This is a genomic window from Herbaspirillum sp. VT-16-41 (assembly GCF_001994935.1).
GTDB lineage: Bacteria > Pseudomonadota > Gammaproteobacteria > Burkholderiales > Burkholderiaceae_D > Herbaspirillum > Herbaspirillum frisingense.
The window spans coordinates 126,522-148,855 of the sequence record NZ_MUXB01000120.1 but is presented as its reverse complement, the minus strand read 5'-3'; the positions used below and the strand labels follow the sequence as shown (position 1 = coordinate 148,855).

The 22,334-nt window shown below is 63.5% G+C and carries 18 protein-coding genes; 8 read left to right on the top strand and 10 right to left on the bottom strand.

Features of this window, described 5'->3' with window-relative positions; all coding sequences use genetic code 11:
- Positions 1 to 83: 83 nt before the first annotated feature.
- The 3 genes from BTM36_RS18175 to BTM36_RS18165 are packed head-to-tail and all read right to left on the bottom strand — an operon-like array spanning position 84 to position 3,185.
- Complete coding sequence (locus tag BTM36_RS18175; RefSeq protein ID WP_077237386.1) at positions 84 to 1,430, bottom strand: aminopeptidase P N-terminal domain-containing protein; 1,347 nt, start codon at positions 1,428 to 1,430, stop codon at positions 84 to 86.
- Positions 1,427 to 2,143, bottom strand: a complete 717-nt coding sequence (gene murU / locus BTM36_RS18170) for an N-acetylmuramate alpha-1-phosphate uridylyltransferase MurU (RefSeq protein ID WP_077237385.1) — start codon at positions 2,141 to 2,143, stop codon at positions 1,427 to 1,429. Before murU ends, BTM36_RS18175 begins: the two co-directional genes overlap by 4 nt.
- 10 nt (positions 2,144 to 2,153) lie before the next feature.
- Positions 2,154 to 3,185, bottom strand: a complete 1,032-nt coding sequence (locus tag BTM36_RS18165) for an aminoglycoside phosphotransferase family protein (RefSeq protein ID WP_077237384.1) — start codon at positions 3,183 to 3,185, stop codon at positions 2,154 to 2,156.
- A 97-nt stretch (positions 3,186 to 3,282) separates the two neighbouring features.
- On the opposite strand from BTM36_RS18165, the gene BTM36_RS18160 reads away from it, so the two are divergent.
- The 8 genes from BTM36_RS18160 (at position 3,283) to BTM36_RS18125 (ending at position 13,979) form a co-directional block, all read left to right on the top strand.
- Positions 3,283 to 5,568 (top strand): LPS-assembly protein LptD, encoded by a 2,286-nt coding sequence (locus BTM36_RS18160; RefSeq protein WP_077237383.1) that lies wholly within the window; start codon positions 3,283 to 3,285, stop codon positions 5,566 to 5,568.
- A gap of 25 nt (positions 5,569 to 5,593) precedes the next feature.
- On the top strand, positions 5,594 to 7,102 hold the full coding sequence (locus BTM36_RS18155) for a peptidylprolyl isomerase (RefSeq protein ID WP_077237382.1): 1,509 nt from the start codon (positions 5,594 to 5,596) through the stop codon (positions 7,100 to 7,102).
- Between the two features lie 116 nt (positions 7,103 to 7,218).
- Complete coding sequence (pdxA, locus tag BTM36_RS18150) at positions 7,219 to 8,247, top strand: 4-hydroxythreonine-4-phosphate dehydrogenase PdxA (RefSeq protein WP_174616876.1); 1,029 nt, start codon at positions 7,219 to 7,221, stop codon at positions 8,245 to 8,247.
- 31 nt (positions 8,248 to 8,278) lie between these two features.
- The gene (gene rsmA / locus BTM36_RS18145; protein WP_077237380.1) at positions 8,279 to 9,061 is read left to right on the top strand and encodes a 16S rRNA (adenine(1518)-N(6)/adenine(1519)-N(6))-dimethyltransferase RsmA; all 783 of its coding nucleotides are present in this window, start codon (positions 8,279 to 8,281) and stop codon (positions 9,059 to 9,061) included.
- A 170-nt stretch (positions 9,062 to 9,231) separates the two neighbouring features.
- Positions 9,232 to 9,621 carry a hypothetical protein gene (locus BTM36_RS18140; RefSeq protein ID WP_006462859.1) on the top strand — a complete coding sequence of 130 codons (390 nt, stop codon included), beginning with the start codon at positions 9,232 to 9,234 and terminating at the stop codon, positions 9,619 to 9,621.
- Between the two features lie 226 nt (positions 9,622 to 9,847).
- A complete protein-coding gene (gene gloA, locus BTM36_RS18135; protein ID WP_006462860.1) occupies positions 9,848 to 10,252 on the top strand; it encodes a lactoylglutathione lyase in 405 nt (134 codons plus the stop codon).
- 158 nt (positions 10,253 to 10,410) lie between these two features.
- Entirely contained in the window at positions 10,411 to 11,664 is a 1,254-nt protein-coding gene (locus BTM36_RS18130) for a chloride channel protein (protein WP_254427035.1), read from the top strand.
- Positions 11,665 to 11,846: 182 nt separating this feature from the next.
- Positions 11,847 to 13,979, top strand: a complete 2,133-nt coding sequence (locus BTM36_RS18125) for a TonB-dependent receptor (RefSeq protein WP_077237378.1) — start codon at positions 11,847 to 11,849, stop codon at positions 13,977 to 13,979.
- A gap of 19 nt (positions 13,980 to 13,998) precedes the next feature.
- On the opposite strand, the gene BTM36_RS18120 is transcribed toward BTM36_RS18125, so the two are convergent.
- From BTM36_RS18120 to BTM36_RS18090, 7 genes are all read right to left on the bottom strand, one after another.
- Entirely contained in the window at positions 13,999 to 14,976 is a 978-nt protein-coding gene (locus tag BTM36_RS18120) for a M48 family metallopeptidase (RefSeq protein WP_077237472.1), read from the bottom strand.
- Between the two features lie 51 nt (positions 14,977 to 15,027).
- Positions 15,028 to 15,813, bottom strand: coding sequence for a 1-acyl-sn-glycerol-3-phosphate acyltransferase (locus tag BTM36_RS18115; protein WP_039875003.1), 786 nt, complete (start codon positions 15,811 to 15,813; stop codon positions 15,028 to 15,030).
- A 58-nt stretch (positions 15,814 to 15,871) separates the two neighbouring features.
- Positions 15,872 to 16,429, bottom strand: a complete 558-nt coding sequence (gmhB, locus tag BTM36_RS18110) for a D-glycero-beta-D-manno-heptose 1,7-bisphosphate 7-phosphatase (RefSeq protein ID WP_006462865.1) — start codon at positions 16,427 to 16,429, stop codon at positions 15,872 to 15,874.
- An 87-nt stretch (positions 16,430 to 16,516) separates the two neighbouring features.
- Positions 16,517 to 18,637 (bottom strand): glycine--tRNA ligase subunit beta, encoded by a 2,121-nt coding sequence (gene glyS / locus BTM36_RS18105; protein ID WP_077237377.1) that lies wholly within the window; start codon positions 18,635 to 18,637, stop codon positions 16,517 to 16,519.
- An 82-nt stretch (positions 18,638 to 18,719) separates the two neighbouring features.
- Entirely contained in the window at positions 18,720 to 19,631 is a 912-nt protein-coding gene (gene glyQ, locus BTM36_RS18100; RefSeq protein WP_077237376.1) for a glycine--tRNA ligase subunit alpha, read from the bottom strand.
- A gap of 145 nt (positions 19,632 to 19,776) precedes the next feature.
- Positions 19,777 to 21,402: an apolipoprotein N-acyltransferase gene (gene lnt / locus BTM36_RS18095; RefSeq protein WP_077237375.1), complete on the bottom strand. Its 1,626-nt coding sequence runs from the start codon at positions 21,400 to 21,402 to the stop codon at positions 19,777 to 19,779.
- A 26-nt stretch (positions 21,403 to 21,428) separates the two neighbouring features.
- A complete protein-coding gene (locus BTM36_RS18090) occupies positions 21,429 to 22,307 on the bottom strand; it encodes an HlyC/CorC family transporter (RefSeq protein ID WP_039875006.1) in 879 nt (292 codons plus the stop codon).
- Between the last annotated feature and the right edge of the window lie 27 nt (positions 22,308 to 22,334).

Genomic DNA, 22,334 nt, shown 5'->3' with positions numbered 1-22,334 from the left:
AGCGGAGCCACGTCGCCCGGGCTTGATCCGGCGCATGCCGTGGAGTCCTGGGGGCGGGCAGCGGTGATCCCGATGCCCACCGGTCAGCCCTGGCGCATCAGGGCTTCGATGTCGTCAACCCGGGTGGGGACGCCGGTGGTCAGCAGCTCGCAGCCGGCGGGGGTGACATGGGCGTCATCCTCGATGCGGATGCCGATGTTCCAGAACTGTTCCGGCACGCCTTCACCCGGACGCACATAGATGCCAGGTTCGATGGTCAGCACCATGCCCGCCTGTAGCGTACGCCAGGGTTTGCTGCCGTCGGCGGTGGCCGGATCGCGATAGTCGCCCACGTCATGCACATCCATACCCAGCCAGTGGCCGGTGCGGTGCATGTAGAACTGACGATAGTCGCCCTTTTCGATGACGTCCTCCAGCGAGCCGACCTTGCTCTTGTCCAGCAGGCCGGTGTCCAGCATGCCCTGCGCCAGTACGCGCACGGCGGCATCATGTCCGTCCATGAAACGCTTGCCCGGTGCGGTTTCGGCGATGGCGGCCGCCTGCGCGGCCAGCACGATTTCATACAGTGCCTTTTGCGGACCACTGAAGCGGCCGTTGGCCGGGAAGGTGCGGGTGATGTCGGAGGCGTAGCTGTCCAGTTCGCAGCCGGCGTCGATGAGTACCAGATCGCCGTCCTTGATCTCGGCGTCGCCGGCGCGATAGTGCAGCACGCAACTGTTGGCACCGGTGGCGACGATGGAGCCGTAGGCCGGATATTGCGAACCGTTGCGACGGAATTCGTGCAGCAGCTCGGCTTCCAGGTGGTATTCACGCAGACCGGGGCGGCAGATGCGCATGGCGCGGCAATGTGCCTCTGCGGAAATGACGCCGGCGCGCTTCATGAGGTCGATCTCGAAGGCGTCCTTGAACAGGCGCATGTCGTCCAGCAGCACGTTCACATCGACCACGGCACCCGGCGCCGACACGCCGCTGCGCGCCAGTGCACGCACGCCTTGCAGCCAGCGCTGCAATTGCGCATCGCGCTTCTCGTCCTGGCCCAGTGCAAAGTAGACCGCGCGGGCGTCGGCCAGCAGGGCCGGCATGCTCTTGTCCAGTTCCTCGATGGGATGGGCGGCGTCCAGGGCGAACAGCTGCTGTGCGGCTTGCGGGCCGTGACGGTAGCCATCCCAGATCTCGCGTTCCAGGTTCTTGTCGCGGCAGAACAGGATGCTACGGTTTTCCTTGCCGGCGACCAGCACCAGCACCGCCTCAGGTTCGGTGAAGCCGGTCAGGTAGTAGAAATAGCTGTCATGGCGATACGGATAGTCGGCATCGCGGTTGCGCATCACCTCGGGTGCGGTCGGGATGATGGCCACGCCCCCTCCGGCTTGTTGCAGGCTGGCGATCAGACGCGCCCGGCGGGCGGCGAAGGGAGTGGCGTCGAAGCTCATGGCGGGTTTCCTTGGGGCGGCTGGTTCAGTGCTTCCAGTTGTTCGATGGTACCGACGTTGTGCCACACGCCGCGATAGACGTCACCACCGATACGGCCTTGCGCCGCATACTCGCGCAGCAGCGGGCCAAGTTTGGCATGCTCGCCAGGGGTGATGCCATCGAACATCTGCGGGCGGTACACGCCAATGTTGGCGAAGGTCAGCTTGGGTTCACCGTCATTGGAGAGGGCAAAATTGTTCAGTGCGAAGTCGCCTGCGGGATGGAAGGGCGGATTCTTGACCAGATACAGCCAGGCCATGTCGCGTTTGTCTTCCGGCAGCGGATTGCCCCACGGGTCTTCGTCTTCCAGCACGCTCAGCAGTTCGGAGTAATCGAAGTGCGGGCACCAGATGTCGCCGGATACTGCAATGAAAGGCTCCTCGCCCAGCAGGTGGCGCGCCTGGGCGATGCCGCCTGCGGTTTCCAGCGCCGTGCCTTCGGCCGAGTAGCGCAATTGCGCACCGTAGCGGCTGCCGTCACCCAGGGTGTCTTCGATCATCTGCCCCAGATGGGCATGGTTGATGACGATCTCGGTGATGCCGGCGCGCACCAGCGACAGGATCTGCCAGACGATCAACGGCCGGCCGCGGACCTTCAACAGCGGCTTGGGGCAGGTATCGGTCAGCGGACGCATACGCTCGCCGCGTCCGGCGGCGAAGATCATGGCTTTCATGGTCGGCGCCTCAGAAGGTGTAGCCGAACTTGGGTGCGTGTTCCTGTTCCAGCTTTTCGATCAGGCGCACCAGCGGGGTGAAGGCCACGTAGCGGCGCGCGGTCTTGAGGGTGTATTCCATCACCAGCGGGATGTCCTTCAGGTAGCCATCCTTGCCATCGCGATGCCACAGACGGGCGAAGATGCCGAGTACCTTCAGATGGCGCTGCAGGCCCATCCACTCGAAGTCACGGTAGAAACTGTCGATGTCGGGTGTCACTGGCAGGCCGGCGCGGCGCGCCTTTTCCCAGTAACGGATGGCCCAGTCCAGCACCATTTCCTCGTCCCACTGGATGTAGGCATCGCGCAGCAGCGAAACCAGGTCATAGGTGATGGGGCCATAGACCGCATCCTGGAAATCGAGGATGCCCGGATTGCCCTTGGGCATCACCATCAGGTTGCGCGAATGGTAGTCCCGATGCACATAGACCTGCGCTTGCGCCAGGTTGTTGGCCAGGATGGCGTCGAAGGTCTTGTCCAGCACCGCATTCTGCTCGTCGGTGAGCGTCACGCCCAGGTGCTTGCCGATATACCACTCGCGGAACAGTTCCAGCTCGCGCAGCAGCAGCGGCCGGTCATACTCTGGCAGGGCTTCGGGCTTGCTTTGCGCTTGTAAAAGTACCAGGGCCTCGATCGCGTCCATGTATAGTGCGTGCGCGCTATCGGCCGACAGTTGCGACAGGTAGGTGGTCGAACCCAGGTCCGAAAGCAGCAGGAAACCGCGTTCCGCATCCTGTGCCAACACCTTGGGCACGGTCACGCCGGTTTCGCCGAAGAGACTGGCGACCTTGACGAAGGGGCGCACGTCTTCCTGCGGCGGCGGGGCATCCATGACGATGGCCGTGCCACCGTCCGCTGTATCCACGCGGAAATATCGGCGGAAACTGGCGTCGGCCGAGGCCGGGCGCAGGGAAGAGGGCAGCACGGGAGTGGCGGCCAGGGTAGCCAGCCAGGCTTGCAGTTCGGACAGGCGGGAATCGGGGTTGGAACCAGGTGAAGACATGAACTATCTGAGGAAATCGTTGGACGTGGTTGAGTTCCCATATAATAAGGGATTAACCCCAAAAAATCCGCCTGCACGGTATCTAGCCTCTCTTTTCATGATCCGGTTTTCCAAGTCTTTAACTGAACGTACTGTCAACTGGCGGCTGGCGCGTCTGTTTTCTTCGGCAATGGTGGTGGCTTCGGCCTCGGCCCTGTTGCCGCTTTCCGTGCACGCGCAGATGAGCCTGCCCACGGCCTCGCCAGCACCCACCCCGGCGCAGGACCAGGATGCTCCGGTCAATGTCAGTGCCGAGCAGATGACCGGCCGTCCGGATCGCCAGGTCAACCTCGATCGCGACGTCGAACTGGTCAAGGGCAGCACCACCATCAAGTCCGACAAGGCCGAATACCGCATCATCCAGGACGAGGTCGAAGCGACCGGGCACGTCTGGATGCAGCGCCTGCAGGACCAGTACACCGGCGACTATGCCGAGATGAACATGGGTACCGGCGCGGGCTACGTGACCAAGCCGACTTATCTGCTGGGCAAGAACGGCGGACGCGGCAACGCCGAACGCATCGATTTCATCTCCGACGATCAGGCCAAGGTAACCCAGGGGACCTACAGCACCTGCGAGGCGCCTGATCCGGATTGGTATCTGCGCGCCAATACCATGGACCTGGACAGCGGTCTGAACGAAGGCACCATGCACGGCGGTGTGGTGTATTTCAAGGATGTGCCTATCCTGGGGGCGCCGTGGATGTCTTTCCCATTGTCGGGAGAACGCAAGTCGGGAGTATTGCCGCCCACCATCGGGATCACCAGCAATGGGGGCGCCGAACTGGCAGTTCCTTATTATTTCAACCTGGCGCCGAACTACGATCTGACGCTGGTGCCGAAGTACATCGCCCGTCGCGGCCTGCAAATGGGGGCCGAAACCCGTTACATGGGCGATAGCTACAACGGTGTCACCTATGTCGAGGGCATCCAGGACCGGGTTACAGGCACGGGGCGTTATTCGCTGTCCTCGATCCATAACCAGACCCTGGCCCCCGGCCTGCAGCTGGCGTGGAACCTGAACAAGGCTTCCGACAACGACTACCCATCCGATTTCGCGCATTCCATCACTGGTAGCACGCAGCGCCTGTTGCCGCGTAATGTCAGCCTCAGCTACAGCAGCACATACTGGAATGTCTCGGCATTGGTATCGAAATATCAATTGCTGCAGGACGTCAATGCTCCGATCGGCAAACCCTATGACCGCGTACCGCAGCTGACTTTCACCGGCACTCGCTACGACGTCGGCGGGTTCGATTTCAATACGGTCGCCGAATTCACCCGTTTCAGCAGCGGCGACCTGGTCGGGGGCGATCGCAGCTATGTGACGCAGACCGTGTCGTATCCGATCATCCGTCCCGGCTACTTCATCACGCCCAAGGTGATCCTGGATGCCACGCAATACAGCCTGAACAACACTTCAGTTGGGCAGCCGACGACCTTCTCGCGTACCTTGCCGACCCTGTCGCTGGACTCGGGCATGATCTTCGAGCGTGAATCCAACCTGCTCGGCCGCAGCATGACGCAAACATTGGAACCGCGCCTGTTCTACGTACGTACGCCCTATCGCGATCAGTCACAATTCCCGGTCTTCGATTCCGGCCTGGCGGACTTCAACTTTGCCCAGATCTTCACCGAGAACCGCTTCGTCGGCCATGACCGCATCAGCGATGCCAACCAGCTGACCGCGGCCGTGACTACCCGCCTGATCGAGGAGAACGGCCTGGAGCGCCTGCGCGCCGCAGTCGGTCAACGCTATTACTTCACCGACCCCAAGGTCGGCATCAGCGGCACCACGACCACGAACCTGGGCAGCAAGTCCGACCTGCTGCTGGCACTGGGTGGCCAGATCACGCGCGAATTCTCCACCGACAACACGGTGCAGTACAGCGAAACCCTGCGCCAGATGGTGCGTTCGACCTTCGGCATCCGCTGGCAGCCCGCCCCCAAGCGCGTGCTGAACCTGCAATACCGTCTCGACCGTACCTATATCAATCCCTACACCGGCGTGCTCGACCCGCTCAAGCAGGTGGACATCTCCGGTCAATGGCCCCTGACCCAGCGTATCTACGCCGTGGGCCGCATGAACTACTCCATCCCCGACCGCACCGTGGCCGAAGGCCTGGCCGGCTTCGAATACAAGGCCGATTGCTGGGTCTTCCGGGTGGTCGCGCAGCGCATCCCGACGTCCTCTACCAAGGCGTCCACGGGCTTCTTCATCCAGCTCGAACTCAACGGCTTCTCCAAGATCGGTTCCAACCCGATGGAGGCGATCAAGAGCAGCGTGCCCGGTTACCAGAACGTGAACCTGCCGGACTCCATGACCGGCAACAACAACTTCTAACCTTTTACGAACCAACGATTAGTCCATGCGTAATATGCGTACACCACACCTCGCAACAACCAAAACAGTGACCGCGCTGCTGTGCATGCTGGGCGTGATCAGCAATGCGCATGCGCAGTTCGCGACCACCATCATCCCCGTGACACCGCCCGAGACCGCGGCCAGCACCCAGCAGGCCGCACCGGCCAAGGCCGCGCCCAAGCCCGCCGCCAAGCCGGCTGCCGCCAAGCCGGCGGTGCCGGCCGCAGCACCTGCGGCAGCGGTGGCCACCCCGGCCACCACAACCGGCGGCCGCGTCGATCCGCGCCCGGTGGATTCGATCCTGGTGGTGGTGAATAACGAAGTCATCACCCGCCAGGAAGTGGCCGAACGCCTGGCCAGCGTGGAAAAGCGCATGGCTGCGCAGAACGTGCAGCTGCCGCCGCGTGCGCAACTGGTGCGTCAACTGGTCGAACGCATGATCGTCGAACGGGCCCAGGCCCAGATGGCCAAGGAAAACGGCATCGTGGTCGACGACAGCATGCTGGATCGTGCCATGCAGCGCATTGCCGAACAGAACAAGCTGTCGATGCCGGAATTCCGCGCCCGCCTGGAATCCGAGGGCATGAACTACGCCAGCTTCCGCGAAGAGATCCGCCGTGAAATCCTCAGCCAGCGCCTGCGCGAGCGCGAGGTCGACAACAAGGTGGTGGTCACAGAATCCGAGATCGACAACTACCTCGCCGCCGAAGCCAATGCCGGTGGCCAGCGCCAGGAACTCGACATCGCCCAGATCCTGATCCGCGTGCCCGAAAACGCATCCCCCGAACAACTGGCCGCTCGTCGTGAACGCGCCGAGGATGTCCTGCGTCAACTGAAGACCGGTGCTGATTTCGCCAAGACCGCGGCCGCGTATTCCGACTCTGCCGACGCCCTCACCGGCGGCGATCTCGGCTGGCGTCCCACCGATCGCCTGCCGCAGCTGTTCCTCGACGGCGTGGCCAAGCTGCAGGATGGCCAGGTCAGCGGCCTGCTCAAGAGCGGCAATGGCTTCCACATCCTCAAGCTGGTCGGCCGCCGCGACGCCGGTGGTACCCAGGCCGCTGCCCCGGCTGTGCAGCAGACCCATGTGCGCCACATCCTGATCAAGGTCAACCAGGTGGTCACCGCCGCCGAAGCCAAGCGCAAGCTGACCGAACTCAAGGAACGCCTGGACCACGGCGCCTCTTTCGAGGAACTGGCCAAGCTGTACTCCAATGATCTGTCCGCCTCCAAGGGCGGTGACCTGGGCTGGATCTACCCCGGTGACACCGTCCCCGAGTTCGAACGCGCCATGGACCAGTTGAAGCCGGGCGAAGTCAGCCAGCCCATCGAGACCCCGTTCGGTTACCACCTGATCCAGGTGGTCGAGCGCAAGACCGATGACGCTTCCAAGGAACGCACCCGCCAGGCTGCGCGCCAGGCCATCCGCGATCGCAAGATCGAGGAAGCCACCGAGGACTGGATGCGCCAGATCCGCGACCGCGCCTACGTCGAGTACCGCAACGACGAGTAAGTGCAGTGACAAGAGGATAAGAGGGCGCCTTTGTGCCCTCCCACCCGCGCAAGAGGCCGGCCCCGTTGCCGGCTCTTGCATTTTTGAAGCCCGCTATCGTGAGTCCTGAAGACGCCATGAACCGACCCATTCTTGCCCTGACCTGCGGCGAACCGGCCGGCATCGGTCCGGAGATTTCCCTGCGTGCCGCCTGGGAGCTGCGCGCGCAGGTGCGTTGCATCCTGTTGGGGGATGCCGCGCTGCTGGCCCAGACCGCCCATGACATCGATCCGGCCATGCGCGTGGCCGCCATCTCCATCCAGGCCTGGCGCAACAGCGGCCTGCCGCACTTCCCGCAGGACTGCCTCACCGTCATTGACTGCCCCGTGGCCGAGCCGGTGCGCCCGGGCCTACTGGATGCGCGCAATGGCCGCGCCGTGCTGCAGACACTGGACCTGGCCGTGCAGGGGGCACTGGATGGCGCTTTCGCCGCCATCGTCACCGCCCCGCTGCAAAAAAGCAGCATCAACGATGCCGGCGTCGCCTTTACCGGCCATACCGAATACCTGGCCGAGGTCACCCACACCCCGCAGGTCGTGATGATGCTGGCCGGTGGCGATGCCCCCCATCTGCGTGTGGCCCTGGCCACCACGCACCTGGCCTTGAAGGATGTGCCGGCCGCCATTACTGCCGCCAGCCTGGCGCGTACGCTGGATATCCTGCAGGCCGACCTGCGTGGCAAGTTCGGCATCGCCAGCCCGCGCATTCTTGTCACCGGACTCAACCCGCATGCCGGTGAAAACGGTTATCTGGGCCGAGAGGAAATCGAGGTCATCACGCCCGCGCTGGAGGCCGCCCGTGCCCGCGGCATCGATGCCCGAGGCCCGTATCCGGCAGACACCCTGTTCCAGCCCAAGTACCTGGAGCAAGCCGATTGCGTGCTGGCCATGTACCATGACCAGGGCCTGCCAGTGCTCAAGTTCGCCAGTTTCGGACATGGCATCAACATCACGCTCGGACTGCCCCTGATCCGCACCTCGGTCGATCACGGCACCGCCCTGGACCTGGCCGCCGCTGGCCTGGGACACGCCGACCACGGCAGCATGCTGGTGGCCATCCGCGCCGCCGCCGACATGGCGCGCCGGCAACAGAACATGGGCCGCTGAGGCCCGCCGCAACAAAACACAAGAGCAGACCATGAAACATATCCCGCGCAAGCGCTTCGGCCAGAACTTCCTCACCGACGACCTGGTGCTGCACGACATCATCCGCTCCATCGCACCCGCCGCCGATGACGCCATGGTTGAAATCGGTCCCGGCCTGGCGGCGATGACGGCCTTGCTGCTGGAGGAACTGCGCCACCTGCACGTGGTGGAACTGGATCGCGATCTGGTGGAACGCCTCAAGAAGCGCTTCGATGCCGCCCGCCTGACCGTGCATTCGGCCGACGCGCTCAAGTTCGATTTCGCCAGCATCCCGGTACCGGAAGGGCGCAAGCTGCGCGTGGTCGGCAACCTCCCCTACAACATCTCCAGCCCGCTGCTGTTCCACCTGGCCGAGATCGCCCCGCAGGTGCAGGACCAGCACTTCATGCTGCAAAAGGAAGTGGTCGAGCGTATGGTGGCCGAACCGGGTGGCAAGGCCTACGGGCGCCTGTCGGTGATGCTGCAATGGCGGTATCACATGGAGCTGCTGTTCGTGGTGCCTCCTACCGCCTTCGACCCGCCGCCCAAGGTCGATTCCGCCATCGTGCGCATGATCCCGCTGGCCCAGCCCATGCCCTGCCAGCAGGCCCCGCTGGAGCAGGTGGTGACCAAGGCCTTCTCGCAACGTCGCAAGGTCATCCGCAACTGCGTGGCGGGCCTGTTCAGCGAAGACGAACTGCGCCAGGCCGGCGTCGATCCCCAGGACCGCCCGGAAGCCGTGCCGGTGCAACAGTTCGTGGCATTGGCCAACCTGCTGGCGGCCCGCCAGGCCTGATTCACCCTGGTTCGCGCCACTGGATGGCGCCGTGTTGCACTTTATTACAGACGCTTGGCCCATCCGTAAGAACTGTAACGAAGTTTCATATTTGGTGGATTTGAGCTGAAGCTGTCTTATATTGGAATCGTGCCGCGACAGATCGCGGACTACTTTGACAGGAGCCAATCATGGCCAGCAAAAAAATCGCATCGGTATTGATCGCCACCACTCTTCTTGCTTCTGCTGCAGTCGTCAGCGCGCCCGCCATGGCGCATGACCGGGGCGGCAACGGAGCGGCCATCGCTGCCGGTATCATCGGCGCCGTCGCCATCGGATCGCTGATCGCCAACGCCAATTCCGCACCGGTCTATCAGGCCCCGCCACAGCAGGTCTATTACCAGGCCCCCCAGCCGGTGTACTACCAGCCGCCGCAGCAGGTGGTGTACGAGCAACCGCGTTATTACGCACCTCCGCCGCCGCGCCCGGTGCGTTACGTTGAGCGTACCGAAGTGCGCACCTATCGTTACGACGACCGTTATCGCTACGACGACCGTTCCGCTTACTACTACGGCCGTTGAGGCAGGACACGGGACTGGTCACCCGCTAACGGTCCAGGACATCCACGGCGCTAGCCATCTTGAGGAAAAACGGGCAATCCACGGATTGCCCGTTTTTTTGCGTCTCCCTCTGCTGGCCACCGACTGCCTGACCGCCCCGCATCTGCCCGCCCTGGGCGCGAGTCCCCCAAATCGGGGATAATGTCGGCTTGCGTCACATTAGCCATGAATTAAAAGGAGTCGCCAAGTGAGAATGTTGCATACGATGCTGCGCGTGGGAAATCTGGATCGTTCCATCGATTTCTATACCCAGGTGCTGGGCATGAAGCTGCTGCGCAGGAATGACTACCCTGACGGCAAGTTCACGCTGGCTTTCGTCGGTTACGGCGAAGAACGTGATCACACCGTGCTCGAACTGACCCATAACTGGGACACCGAATCCTACGACCTGGGCAACGCCTACGGTCATATCGCCATCGAGGTCGATGACGCCTATGCCGCCTGCGACGCGGTCAAGGCCAAGGGCGGCGCGGTCACCCGCGAAGCCGGCCCGATGAAGCACGGCAAGACCGTGATCGCCTTCGTCACCGACCCGGATGGCTACAAGATCGAGTTCATCCAGAAGAAAGAGCAGTACAACGCCGCCGACTGAGGCGAGCGACTGCCAGCCTGCCAGCCCGCTCATGCGGGCTTTTTTCATTGCGAAGACTGGCCGGTTGCTACTCCGGTACCCACGTGGAAGCCACATCACTCCACCAACAACGACAACAGGAACGCCAATTGAGCCTCTACCAACTTTCCAAAAGCCACATGCGTCGCCTGTGGGTCGAATACGGCATTCTCTGGAGCGGTGCCATCATCGTCGGCCTGGTGGCGGTCCTGTATGCGCAGACTATCGAGATCGGTTTCGGTGTCTTTCGCAGCATCGAACATCGCTCGCCCTGGCTGCCGTTGCTGTTGACGCCGGCCGTCTGTGCCGCCTGCGTCTGGATCACGCGGCGCTACTTCCCCGGGTCTGAAGGCAGCGGCATTCCCCAGGCCATCGCTACCTTGCACGGGGAAACCGCCGAGCGTGGCAATGCGCTACTTTCCATTCGTGTCATGGTCGGCAAGATCGTGCTCTCGGTGGTGGCCATTGCCGGTGGCATGACCATCGGCCGGGAAGGCCCAACGGTGCAGATCGGCGCGGCCATCATGTACAACCTGCGCCGTCTGTATCCAGCCGGATACGAACACATGGAGCGCCGCCTGATCCTGGCCGGCGCGGCAGCCGGTCTGGCTGCCGCGTTCAATACCCCGTTGGCCGGGATCGTCTTCGCCATCGAAGAACTCTCGCGCAGCTTCGAACAACGCGCCAGCGGGGTGGTCATCACCACCATCATCTTCGCCGGCCTGGTGGCGCTGTCCATCAATGGCAACTACACCTATTTCGGTTCGATTGCCTTTCCCGGCGAGACCAGCGGCCGGCTGATCCTGGCGGTGGTGGTCACGGCCGTGCTGACCGGCGTGGCCGGTGGCCTGTTCTGCTGGCTGATCCTCAATCCCACCCGCTGGATTCCTGCTCCCGTCGTGACCCTGCGTGCCGAACGTCCGGTGGCCTTTGCTGCCGGTTGCGGTTTCGTCGTCGCCGTCATCGGCGTAGCGGCCGGTGGCGCCACCTTCGGCAGCGGCTACGAGCAGGCGCACGGCTTGCTCAATGATGGCCAGGGATTGTCGGTGTTCTATCCCTTCCTGAAGTTCGCCTCGATGATCGGTTCTTACCTGCCGGGCCTGCCGGGCGGGATTTTCGCGCCCTCGCTGTCCATCGGCGCCGGTTTCGGCAACCTGCTGCACCTGCTCTTCGGCGGGACTTCGCTGCCCATGCTGGTGGCGCTGGCCATGGTCGGCTACCTGGCGGCAGTGACGCAGTCACCGATCACCGCCTTCGTGATCGTGATGGAAATGGTCGACGGCCACGCACTGGTGATTTCGCTGATGGCGACTGCCTTGATCGCGTCAGCCGTCTCCAAGGTCTTTGCGCCGCCGCTGTATGAAACCCTGGCAGAGCGTTACCTGAAGCATTGATTCTGATGAATCGTCCGGCAACTGCGTCAATTTGACGCAGTTGCCCATCCCCTTGTCCTCTTTGCATCACCGTCATCGTCGTCGCTTCAAGCGGCGGGTCGCGACAATATGTCGCAGCCCTGCAGCGCCGCTCTTCCTGATAATTGTCAGCCTACCGATAACGACAATCACAGGGGAGTTCCATGCAATTGACACCTTGCGCCTGCGCCATTGCGCTGGCCTTCGCTGCGTGCGGCCATGCGCTGGCACAAAGCACCGACGACACCCGTCTGCCCACCGTCACAGTCCATGGCGAGCCGTCGGCTCCGAGCATCGCAGCCACTGCGGCCAGCGCTGACAGCACCGCGCTGCTGCGCGACCAACCAGGCTTCTATGCCGCTGCCGCCGGTGGCGTCTCAGCACTGCCGGTGCTCAACGGCTTTGCTGCCGACCGCCTCAAGATCCGCCTGGATGGGATGGAGGTCACCGCCGCCTGCGGTAACCAGATGAACGCGCCCATGTCCTACATGCCACCTTCGCAGGTCGGCATGACGCGGGTAGTGGCCGGCATCACGCCGGTCAGCATTGGCGGCGACAGTATTGGTGGCAGCATCGAACTGTCTTCGCCGGCACCACAGTTTTCACAACAGGCGGGGCAGTTGTTGAGCAAGGGCGGCTTCTCGGTCTCGGCACGCAGCGTCAACTCCGAAGTATCGACCTCCGTCAATGCCACGGTGGCCAGCGATAGTCTGTCCGTCAGCTACGTGGGGAGCCAGTCGCGTGCCGAGAGCTATGTCAACGGTAACGGCGACAAGGTCCTCGGCAGCCAGTTCGAGAGCAACAACCACGCATTGACCCTGGCGGCGCGGGGAGACGACCAGCAGCTGGTGCTCAAGGTCGGCCAGCAATACATTCCCTATCAGGGCTTTCCGAACCAGTACATGGACATGACGGGAAATCGTTCCACCTTCGCCAATCTGGGCTACGACCGTCGCTTCGGCTGGGGCAAGCTGTTGACCAAATTGTATTGGCAGCGTACCGAACACGAGATGGGCTTCTTCAGTGCGGAGCGCAGCGGCACCATGCCCATGGATACCCGGGGCCGCGACATGGGCTATAGCGTGCGCGCAGACATCGATCTGGGCCAGGACGGTGCCAGCGTGCTTCGCCTGGGCAACGAATTCCACAGCTTCCACCTTGATGATTTCTGGCCGCCGGTACCGGGCTCGATGATGATGGGGCCGAGCACCTATGTGAACATCAACGATGGCAGTCGCGAGCGCATGGCACTGTTCGCCGAATGGGAACACAAGCTCGATGCGCGCTGGACCACCCTGGTCGGCGTACGCGACGAACTGGTCAGGACCGATGCCGGCAACGTGCAGCCTTACGGTACCGGCATGATGAACATGACCGACCTGATGGCGGCCAACGCCTTCAATGCACGGGATCACGCACGGCGCGACAACAACATCGATGTCACGGCCCTGGCGCGCCTGGAGGCCGATGCCGGTCACACCTACGAGTTTGGCTATGCCCGCAAGACCCGCTCTCCCAACCTGTACGAGCGCTACACCTGGGGCCGCGGCACCATGGCCATGACCATGACGAACTGGTTCGGCGATGGCAACGGTTACGTCGGCAATATCGACCTCAAGCCGGAGGTGGCGCATACGCTGTCGGCCACGGCGGACTGGCACAGCGAGGACAGTGAGGGTAGCGATGGTGCCGGGCCGCGCTGGTTCTTCAGGCTCACACCCTACTTCAGCTATGTCGAGAACTACATTGATGCGGATGTGATCGGCAGCTTCAATCCCTACAGCGTGAGCAGCGCCTCCGGCAAGCTACTGCAGTTCGCCAACCATGACGCCCGTCTGTACGGTATCAATGCCTCGTGGAAATGGCCGCTGTGGCGCACCGCTGGCCTGGGTGACATTGCCTTTACCGGCAAGGCCGGTCTCACGCGCGGCAAGCGAGTCGATGGCGGCAACCTCTATCACATGATGCCTTTCAACGTGCTGGCTGCGCTGGAACAGAAACGCGGTGCCTGGACCAATCGCGCCGAATTGAACCATGTGGCGCGCAAGACGCTGGTGGACAGCAATCGACTGGAACCGGTCACCGCCAGCTACACCGTCGTCAATCTCAGGAGCGCTTATCGCTTCAACCAGGCCATCAGCGTCAATGCGGGCATCAGCAATCTGTTCAACCGCAATTACGCCGACCCGCTGGGCGGGGTCTATCTGTCGGGACTGGCCAATGCCAAGAGCGGCAGCCTGCAAGCCTTGCCCGGCTATGGACGTTCGCTGGATGTGGGCGTGAATGTGAGTTTCTGAGCAGGCCAAGGCGCGCCGGTCAGAAGATCGGCAGGGTTTCCGGCGCGCTGTCGCGCAAGGCCTTCTTGGCCGATTCGAACTCGGGGAAGATCGATTGCACCGTGGCCCAGAAGCGCGGGCTGTGGTTCATCTCGCGCAGGTGCGCCAGCTCGTGGGCGATCACGTAGTCGATCAGCGGCAGGGCAAAATGCATCAGCCGCCAGTTCAGGCGGATGCGCGCATCCGAGGTGCAGGAGCCCCACTGCGTGGTGGCCGACGACAGCGCATAGGAGCGGTAGGTCACGCCCAGCTTTTCGGCGTAGATCATCAAGCGCTTGCCGAACAGCTCTTCAGCGCGGGCCTGCAGCCAGCCCTGCACGCGATCCTTCAATTGCTGCTCGCCGGCATCGGCCGGCAGGCTGATGTTCAGTTCGCGCGTCACCTCATCGAGGAACACCGCCTGGCGCTGGCCGGTACGGATGCGCAGGGTGATGTCCTGGCCCAGGTAGGGCAGGGTGGCGCCGTCACGCCATTGCATCTGCGGTTGCAGGCGTCGTGCCGAGCGCTCGCGGCGCTCGTTGAGCTTGGTGAGGATCCAGCGTTGCTTTTCGCGGATGGCATTGTCGATTTCGGCCAGGGTCACCCACTTGGGCGCGGTCACGCGCAGACCTTCATCGCTGACCAGGAAGCCGATGGTTCGGCGCTTGGAACGCAACAAGGCGAAATCGATGGTGTGTTCACCCAGGTGGATGCGCCGCTTGCCATCGGCCGGTCGCCCGCTGGGCGGGGCCGGCAACGGGTTGGCCGGTGTCGCTGGCGGTGCGATCAGGGGCGTGGGCAGCGGCGCGGCATGCACCACCGGATTGGGCGTGACGATCAGCGGTGGCTGTACCGTCGGCGAAGGCAGCGCCGGGCCGAGTTCGGCCGGTGGCGCAGTCGCAGTTGCGGGCGCCGCAAACAAGTCCAGTTGCAGCGAGAGCTGGTCGGGATTGGGCTTGGGTTTGCGCAGGTGTATCAAGGCGGTCGCGGCGTCCTGGGGCAATGGGCTAAGGATGGAGGCCGCGCAGCATTAATTTGAAGCAGCTTGGGCGGCCGGCCGGGGCGCGCTGTTTTTGTAGACGTCCGGCGAAATCACGCGCATCTCCGATTCTATCCAATTTTCGACGCGCTCGTTCAACTCCTGGGGATTGAGGCCTTCCGGCGAGATCGGCTTGCCGATGGACACCGTGATCAACCCCGGTTTCTTGATGAAGCTGCCCTTGGGCCAGCACTCGCCGGAGTTCATCGCCACCGGTACCACCAGGGTATTGGTTTCCACCGCCAGGCGCGAACCGCCGGCCTTGTACTTGCCTTGCGAGCCGACTGCGGTGCGCGTGCCTTCGGGGAACATCATGATCCACTGACCATCCTGCAGGCGGCGGCGGCCATGTTCCAGTACCTGGGCAAAGGCGTCACGTCCTTTCTTGCGGTCGATCGGGATCATGCGCAGCAGGGCGATGCCCCAGCCGAAGAAAGGCACATAGGTCAGTTCCTTCTTGAACACGAACACCAGCGGACGCGGGCTGTTGATGACGTAGAAGATGGTTTCCCAGGCCGACTGGTGCTTGGACAGCAGGATTGCCGGCGCATCGGGCAGGTTCTCCTTGCCGCGTATCTCGTAGCGGATGCCGCAGATCACGCGCGCGGTCCAGATCACGAAGACGTTCCAGCGCGACGTCCACCAGTATCGCTGGGCGTAAGGGAAGGGGGCCGACAGCAGGCAGGCGAAGGACCAGATGATGGTGGCCACGGCCATCAGGACCATGAAGACTACCGAACGCAGGATCAGTACTAGGCGCAAAATCGTTTCTCCCATGCCAAGGCATGTTGTTGTTGTGAGGGGATGCTGCCCGCCTTGCGACGGGCTGCCGGCACTATACCGAAACCCCGACCGGCGACTTCAGGATGAAATCAACCACAGCCGATAAATCCGGGAAAACCAGCGTGCCAGGCGGCAGACCGCCCTTGGCCTGGGTCTTCTCGCCCTTGCCGGTGAGCACCAGGAAGGGCGCGCAGCCGGCCACATAGCCGGCCTGCAGGTCGCGCAGCGAATCGCCGACGGTGGTCACGCCACCGCGCAGGCTGATGTTGAAGCGCTTGGCGATCTCGTGGAACATGCCCGGCTTGGGCTTGCGGCAATCGCAGTTGTCGGCGTCCGAGTGCGGGCAGAAGAATACCGCATCGATATCGGCACCGACCTGCTGGGCCGCCGTGTGCATCTTCTGGTGGATGGCGTTGAGGGTCTTGATGTCGTACAGGCCGCGCGCCACGCCGGACTGATTGGTCGCCACCACGACGCGATAGCCGGCCTGGTTCAGGCGCGCGATCGCCTCCAGTGAACCCTTGATGGGGATCCACTCGTCGGGGGACTTGATGTAGGCGTCGGAATCATGATTGATGACGCCATCGCGATCGAGGATGATCAGTTTCATGCCTGCTGCTTCCCTTCATGAGCACCGCCGCGCAGGAACAGGCCCATGCGCGGCGGATCGGTACGACGGTCGGGCGTGGCGCGTTGCTTACGCCGCCAGCTTGGAAATATCGGCCACCTGGTTCAACATGCCGTGCAGCGCCGCCAGCAGTGCCTGGCGATTCTTGCGCAGTTGCTCGTCCTCGGCGTTGACCATGACGTCGTTGAAGAAGGCATCGACGTTCTGGCGCAACTGCGCCAGCGCCTTCAGGGCGCCGGCAAAGTCGCCCTTGGCGTAGGCCGCCTCGACCTGCGGACGGGTGGTCTGCATGGCCGCGAACAGGCCCTGTTCGGCCGCTTCCTGCAGCAGGCTTTCCTGCACCGCGCCGTGGGCATCGATGGCCACGCCTTCGATCTTCTTCAGGATGTTGGTGATGCGCTTGTTGGCCGCAGCCAGGGCTTCAGCCTCCGGCAGGGCAGCGAAGGCCTGCACGGCTTGCAAGCGTTCGACCACGTTCTCCAGCACCTCGGGTTGCTGCGCCACTACCGCTTCGACTTCGTTCTGCGCAAAGCCGCGCTCGCGCAGCAGGCCACGCAGGCGGTCGTAGATGAAGGCACGCACGTCGGCGCGCGGGTCCTTGAAATTGGCATTGCCGGCGAACAGTGCCGCAGCGGCGTCCAGCAGCGCGGTCAACGACAGCGGCAGGCGTTTTTCAACCAGCATGCGCAGCACGCCCAGGGCGTGACGACGCAGGGCGAACGGGTCCTTGTCGCCGGTCGGCTGCAGGCCGATGCCCCAGATGCCGACCAGGGTTTCCAGCTTGTCGGCCAGGGCCACGGCGGTACCGGTCGCGCTGGCGGGCAGCGCATCGCCGGCAAAGCGCGGCTGGTAGTGTTCGGAGGCGGCCAGGGCGACTTCGTCGGGCTCGCCGTCATGGCGCGCATAGTAAGTACCCATGATGCCCTGCAGTTCGGGGAATTCACCCACCATGTCGGTCAACAGGTCGGCCTTGGCCAGCAATGCGCCGCGTTCGGCCAGGGCCACATCGCCGCCCATCAGCGCGGCAATCCTGCCGGCCAGCGCCTGCACGCGCTCGGTACGCTGCAGCTGGTTGCCCAGCTTGTTGTGGTAGACCACGTTGGCCAGTTGCGGGACACGCTCGGCCAGGGTCTTCTTCTTGTCCTGCTCGAAGAAGAACTTGGCATCCGACAGGCGCGGGCGCACCACGCGCTCGTTGCCGCCGATGATGTGTTCCGGATGGGCGGTCTCCAGGTTGGAGACGATCAGGAAGCGCGAACGCAGCTTGCCGGCGTTGTCGGTCAGCGCGAAATACTTCTGGTTGGTCTGCATGGTCAGGATCAGGCATTCCTGCGGTACGGCCAGGAATTCATCCTCGAACTTGCATTCATAGACCACCGGCCATTCGACCAGGGCCGTCACTTCGTCCAGCAGCGAATCGGGCATCAGCACCTGGTCGGCACCCGCCTTGGCCAGCAGCGCGGTGCGGATCTTTTCGCGGCGCTCGGTGAAGCTGGCGATGACCTTGCCTTGCGCAGCCAGGGTTTCCACGTAGGTTTGCGGCGCGCTGATCTGCAGCGCACCGGAGGACAGGAAGCGATGGCCCAGCGTGGTACGGCCGGCATCCAGGCCCAGGATGTTGATCGGCACCACGTCGTTGCCCAGCAGTGCCACCAGGTAGTGCGCCGGGCGGACGAAGTGCACCGTCTCGCCGGCAGCACGGCCGAACTGGCGCTGATAGCTCATCAGCTTGGGGATGGGCAGCTTGGACAGGCTCTCTTCCAGCGCCGCCTGCAGGCCCACGGCCAGGGCCGAGCCCTTGGCGGTGTAGGTGTAGAAGAAACTCTCGGCCTTGCCGTCCTGCGCGCGTTCGAGCTGGTCCGGAGTGATCACGGTGGCACCGGTGGCGGCGGCCAGGGCGGCCAGCTTTTTCACCAGCGGTGCGGCCGGACGGCCTTCGGCGTCCAGCGCCACGGTGACCGGCAAGACCTTTTCACGGATGGATTTGTCGGGCGAGGCGGCGCGCACGCCGGTGATGGACACGGCCAGCCGGCGCGGAGTCGCATAGGCGGTGGCGGCGGCATCGGATTCGAGATAGCCGCGGCTTTGCAGGCCGTTGAAAATGCCGGATGCAAAGGCATCGCCCAGCTTGGCCAAGGCCTTGGGTGGCAGTTCTTCGGTGACGAGTTCTACGAGGAGTGTCTGGTTCATGTTGTCTGTCTTGCTGTCTTGCTCGGGACGCCGGCCCTGGGCCGACGCCGCATGATGTCATTGGCCGTGTTCAGCCCGCTCTTCAGGCTGCAACCTTGGCCTCGCCCAGCATCGGGAAGCCCAGGCGTTCGCGCGATTCGAAGTAGGCCTGCGCCACCGAACGCGAGAGGTTGCGGATGCGACCGATGTAGGCGGCACGCTCGGTCACCGAGATGGCGCCACGGGCGTCGAGCATGTTGAAGGTGTGTGCCGCCTTGAGGACCTGCTCGTAGGCCGGCAGTGCCAGCGGCACCTCCATCAGGCGCTTGGCTTCGGCTTCGTAGTTGGAGAACAGCGAGAACAGGAACTCGGTGTTGGAATACTCGAAGTTGAAGGTCGATTGCTCCACCTCGTTCTGGTGGAACACATCGCCGTAGGTCAGGTGCTTCTTGACGCCGTTCTCGGTCCATTCGGTCCAGACCAGGTCATAGACGTTTTCCACGCCCTGCAGGTACATCGCCAGGCGTTCGATGCCATAGGTGATCTCGCCCAGCACCGGCTTGCAGTCCAGACCGCCGACCTGCTGGAAATAGGTGAACTGCGTCACTTCCATACCATTGAGCCAGACTTCCCAGCCCAGGCCCCAGGCGCCCAGGGTGGGATTTTCCCAGTCATCCTCGACGAAGCGCACATCGTTCTGCTTCAGGTCCAGGCCCAGGGCTTCCAGCGAACCCAGGTACAGATCGAGGATGTTTTCCGGAGCCGGCTTCAACACCACCTGGTACTGGTAGTAATGCTGCATGCGGTTGGGATTTTCGCCATAGCGGCCATCCTTGGGACGGCGCGACGGCTGGACATAGGCGGCGCGCCACGGCTCGGGGCCGATCGCGCGCAGGAAGGTCGCGGTGTGCGAGGTACCTGCGCCAACTTCCATGTCATAGGGTTGCAGCAGCGCGCAGCCCTGGGCGTCCCAATATTCTTGCAACTTGAGGATGATTTGTTGAAATGTCAGCATCGTGTGTGGTTGCCTGGCGAACCGGCGGAGGAATTGCGAAAACCTTGGATTTTAGCGTCTTTTGGGGCGTTTGACCCGGTTTTGGACGGGACCGGCGGCGCGCTGGGGGCCAGCGCGGGCATCATCGCCGGGTTCAGTGCCGGCTTCAGTGCCGGATACGGGCAGCCTTGTTGCGGCCCCAGGCCAGCAGCAGCATCAACAGCGCAATGCCGACGATGAGCTTGTTGCCCAGCAGAATGTAGGGCGTCTGGCCGCCATAGCCCTGCACCTGGCCGGCCAGTACGCCGCGGGTATAGGGCGGCAGTTCGCTGGTGGCACCGCCCGGCAGGATCACGGCGGTGGCGCCGGTATTGGTGGCCCGCAGCATCGGGCGGCCGGTTTCCAGGGTACGCATCTGCGAAATCTGCAGGTGCTGGGGCAGGGCGATGGAGTTGCCGAACCAGGCGATGTTGGACAGGTTCAGCAGCACGCTGGCCTGTGGCTGGCCGGCGCGGTAGGCATCGCGCAACTGGCCGGCGATCTCCTCGCCGAACAGGTCTTCGTAGCAGATGTTGGGCAGGATCCACTGGTCCTTCACGCCCATGGGCGATTGCACCGGCGCGCCGCGCGTCATGTCACCCAGCGGGATATGCATCAGGTCGACGAACCAGCGGAAACCGGGCGGGATGAACTCGCCGAAGGGGACCAGGTGGTGCTTGTCATAGCGGTAAGGCATCAGTGCCGACCCGACGCCCGGGCCGAAGCCGAGCACCGAATTGGCATACTGCTGCGGTCCATCGGACAGCGGGATGCCCAGCGCCAGGTGACTACCGCTGAGTTGCGCAAAGCGGGCGATACGTTCCAGGTAATCCGGCGGCAATTGCTGGGGCAGCAGCGGAATCGCGGTTTCCGGCGTGGCGATCAGGTCCGCCGGAGCCGCGCTGATCATCTGTTCATACATGCCCAGCGTGGCAACCAGGGCATCGTTGGAGAACTTCATTTCCTGCGGGATGTTGCCTTGCAGGAGCCGCACCGTGATCGGCTGGCCCTGTGGCGCAGTCCACTTCACCAGCCGCAGTGCCACGCCGCCTGCACACAGCAGGGCGGCCGCGCACAGCGGCAGCACGATACGCTGGCCGGTACCGGCCACACCCTTGCGGCACAGCCCCATCCACAGCAGGGCCAGGCTGCCGGCAATGAGCGCCGCGACCCAGCCCACCAGATAGACCCCGCCTACCGGGGCGAAGCCGGCCAGCGGCCCCACCGTGTGCGCATAGCCCGAGATCAGCCAGGGGAAACCGGTGAATACCCAACCGCGCAGCCATTCCGACAAGGTCCACAGGGCCGGCAGCATGAATAGCGCCAGCAGCAGGGGCGAGGACGACCAGCGATTGCGTAGCCAGCCCGCCAGGGCCGTGGCCGCGCCAGCATAGAGACCCAGGTACAGCGCCAGCAGGCCTACTGCCAGCGCCGCCATCCAGCCCGGCATGCCACCGTAGTCGTGCATGCTGATGTAGAGCCAGTGCACGCCTGCCGCCGACCAGCCGAAACCATACAGCCAGCCACGCAGGAAGTGGCCGCGCACACTGGCCTGCGGCCGTGCCAGTACACCGTGGAACAGCCAGGCCAGCGCGACGATCTGCAGCGGCCACCACTTGAACGGTGCAAAGGCGAAGACGTTCAGCGCACCTGCCGCCACCGGCAGCAACAGGCCGACGGTCAGGGCAAGGCGACCGCGAGCGGCGACCTCCCCGGGCGGGGAGTGCAATTCAGGGGAGGCAGGGGAATTCACGCTGGAAAGGCTGGCAGATCAGAACATCACTCTTCGTCCACCGGAGCCGGGGGAAGCTTGGACACCAGCAGTACATGCACCTGGCGCGCATCGGCGCGCAGCACTTCGAAATGCAGGCCATCGATATCGAACTCGTCGCCCTTGCGCGGCACGCGGCCCACATGGTTGGCGACCAGTCCGCCGATGGTATCGGCCTCGTCCTCGGAGAAGCGGCTGCCCACTTCCTCGTTGAACTGGGCCAGCTCGGTGAGCGCCTTGACGCGCCAGCGCGGACCGTGCGGACCGTCCTTCAGGGCCAGCACATTGTCTTCGGCTTCGTCGAAATCGTATTCGTCCTCGATGTCGCCGACGATCTGTTCCAGCACGTCCTCGATGGTGATCAGGCCGGCCACGCCACCATATTCGTCGACCACCACGGCCATGTGATTGCGGTTGGCGCGGAAGTCGCGCAGCAGTACGTTGAGGCGCTTGGATTCGGGGATGAAGATGGCCGGGCGCAGCATGTCGCGCACGTCGAAGGATTCCTCCGCGTAGTAGCGCAGCAGGTCCTTGGCCAGCAGGATGCCGATGACCTTGTCGCGCTCGCCATCCACGGCGGGGAAGCGCGAGTGCGAGGTCGCCAGCACTTCCGGCATCCAGGTCTCGATGGGTTTGGAGATATCGATGGTGTCCATCTGCGAGCGCGGGACCATGATGTCGCGTACGGCCAGGTCGGACACCTGGAACACACCTTCGATCATCGACAGCGCATCGGCATCGATCAGGTTGCGCTCGTGGGCGTCATGCAACACTTCGAGCAGTTCTGCCCGGTTCTCGGGCTCGGGGGAAATCAGTGCGGTGAGTCGTTCAAAGAGAGAACGATGGGGTTTAGCGTCAGATTTGACGCTACTAGGGTGATCTTGCATGGCGTTAGGCGCGAGCCCGACGTAGTT

Bases quoted from the DNA above. Each gene is read 5' to 3' on its own strand.
- BTM36_RS18175 (WP_077237386.1), bottom strand. From the start codon at position 1,430: ATGAGCTTCGACGCCACTCCCTTCGCCGCCCGCCGGGCGCGTCTGATC.
- murU (WP_077237385.1), bottom strand. From the start codon at position 2,143: ATGAAAGCCATGATCTTCGCCGCCGGACGCGGCGAGCGTATGCGTCCG.
- BTM36_RS18165 (WP_077237384.1), bottom strand. From the start codon at position 3,185: ATGTCTTCACCTGGTTCCAACCCCGATTCCCGCCTGTCCGAACTGCAA.
- BTM36_RS18160 (WP_077237383.1), top strand. From the start codon at position 3,283: ATGATCCGGTTTTCCAAGTCTTTAACTGAACGTACTGTCAACTGGCGG.
- BTM36_RS18155 (WP_077237382.1), top strand. From the start codon at position 5,594: ATGCGTAATATGCGTACACCACACCTCGCAACAACCAAAACAGTGACC.
- pdxA (WP_174616876.1), top strand. From the start codon at position 7,219: ATGAACCGACCCATTCTTGCCCTGACCTGCGGCGAACCGGCCGGCATC.
- rsmA (WP_077237380.1), top strand. From the start codon at position 8,279: ATGAAACATATCCCGCGCAAGCGCTTCGGCCAGAACTTCCTCACCGAC.
- BTM36_RS18140 (WP_006462859.1), top strand. From the start codon at position 9,232: ATGGCCAGCAAAAAAATCGCATCGGTATTGATCGCCACCACTCTTCTT.
- BTM36_RS18130 (WP_254427035.1), top strand. From the start codon at position 10,411: ATGCGTCGCCTGTGGGTCGAATACGGCATTCTCTGGAGCGGTGCCATC.
- BTM36_RS18125 (WP_077237378.1), top strand. From the start codon at position 11,847: ATGCAATTGACACCTTGCGCCTGCGCCATTGCGCTGGCCTTCGCTGCG.
- BTM36_RS18115 (WP_039875003.1), bottom strand. From the start codon at position 15,813: ATGGGAGAAACGATTTTGCGCCTAGTACTGATCCTGCGTTCGGTAGTC.
- gmhB (WP_006462865.1), bottom strand. From the start codon at position 16,429: ATGAAACTGATCATCCTCGATCGCGATGGCGTCATCAATCATGATTCC.
- glyS (WP_077237377.1), bottom strand. From the start codon at position 18,637: ATGAACCAGACACTCCTCGTAGAACTCGTCACCGAAGAACTGCCACCC.
- glyQ (WP_077237376.1), bottom strand. From the start codon at position 19,631: ATGCTGACATTTCAACAAATCATCCTCAAGTTGCAAGAATATTGGGAC.
- BTM36_RS18090 (WP_039875006.1), bottom strand. From the start codon at position 22,307: ATGCAAGATCACCCTAGTAGCGTCAAATCTGACGCTAAACCCCATCGT.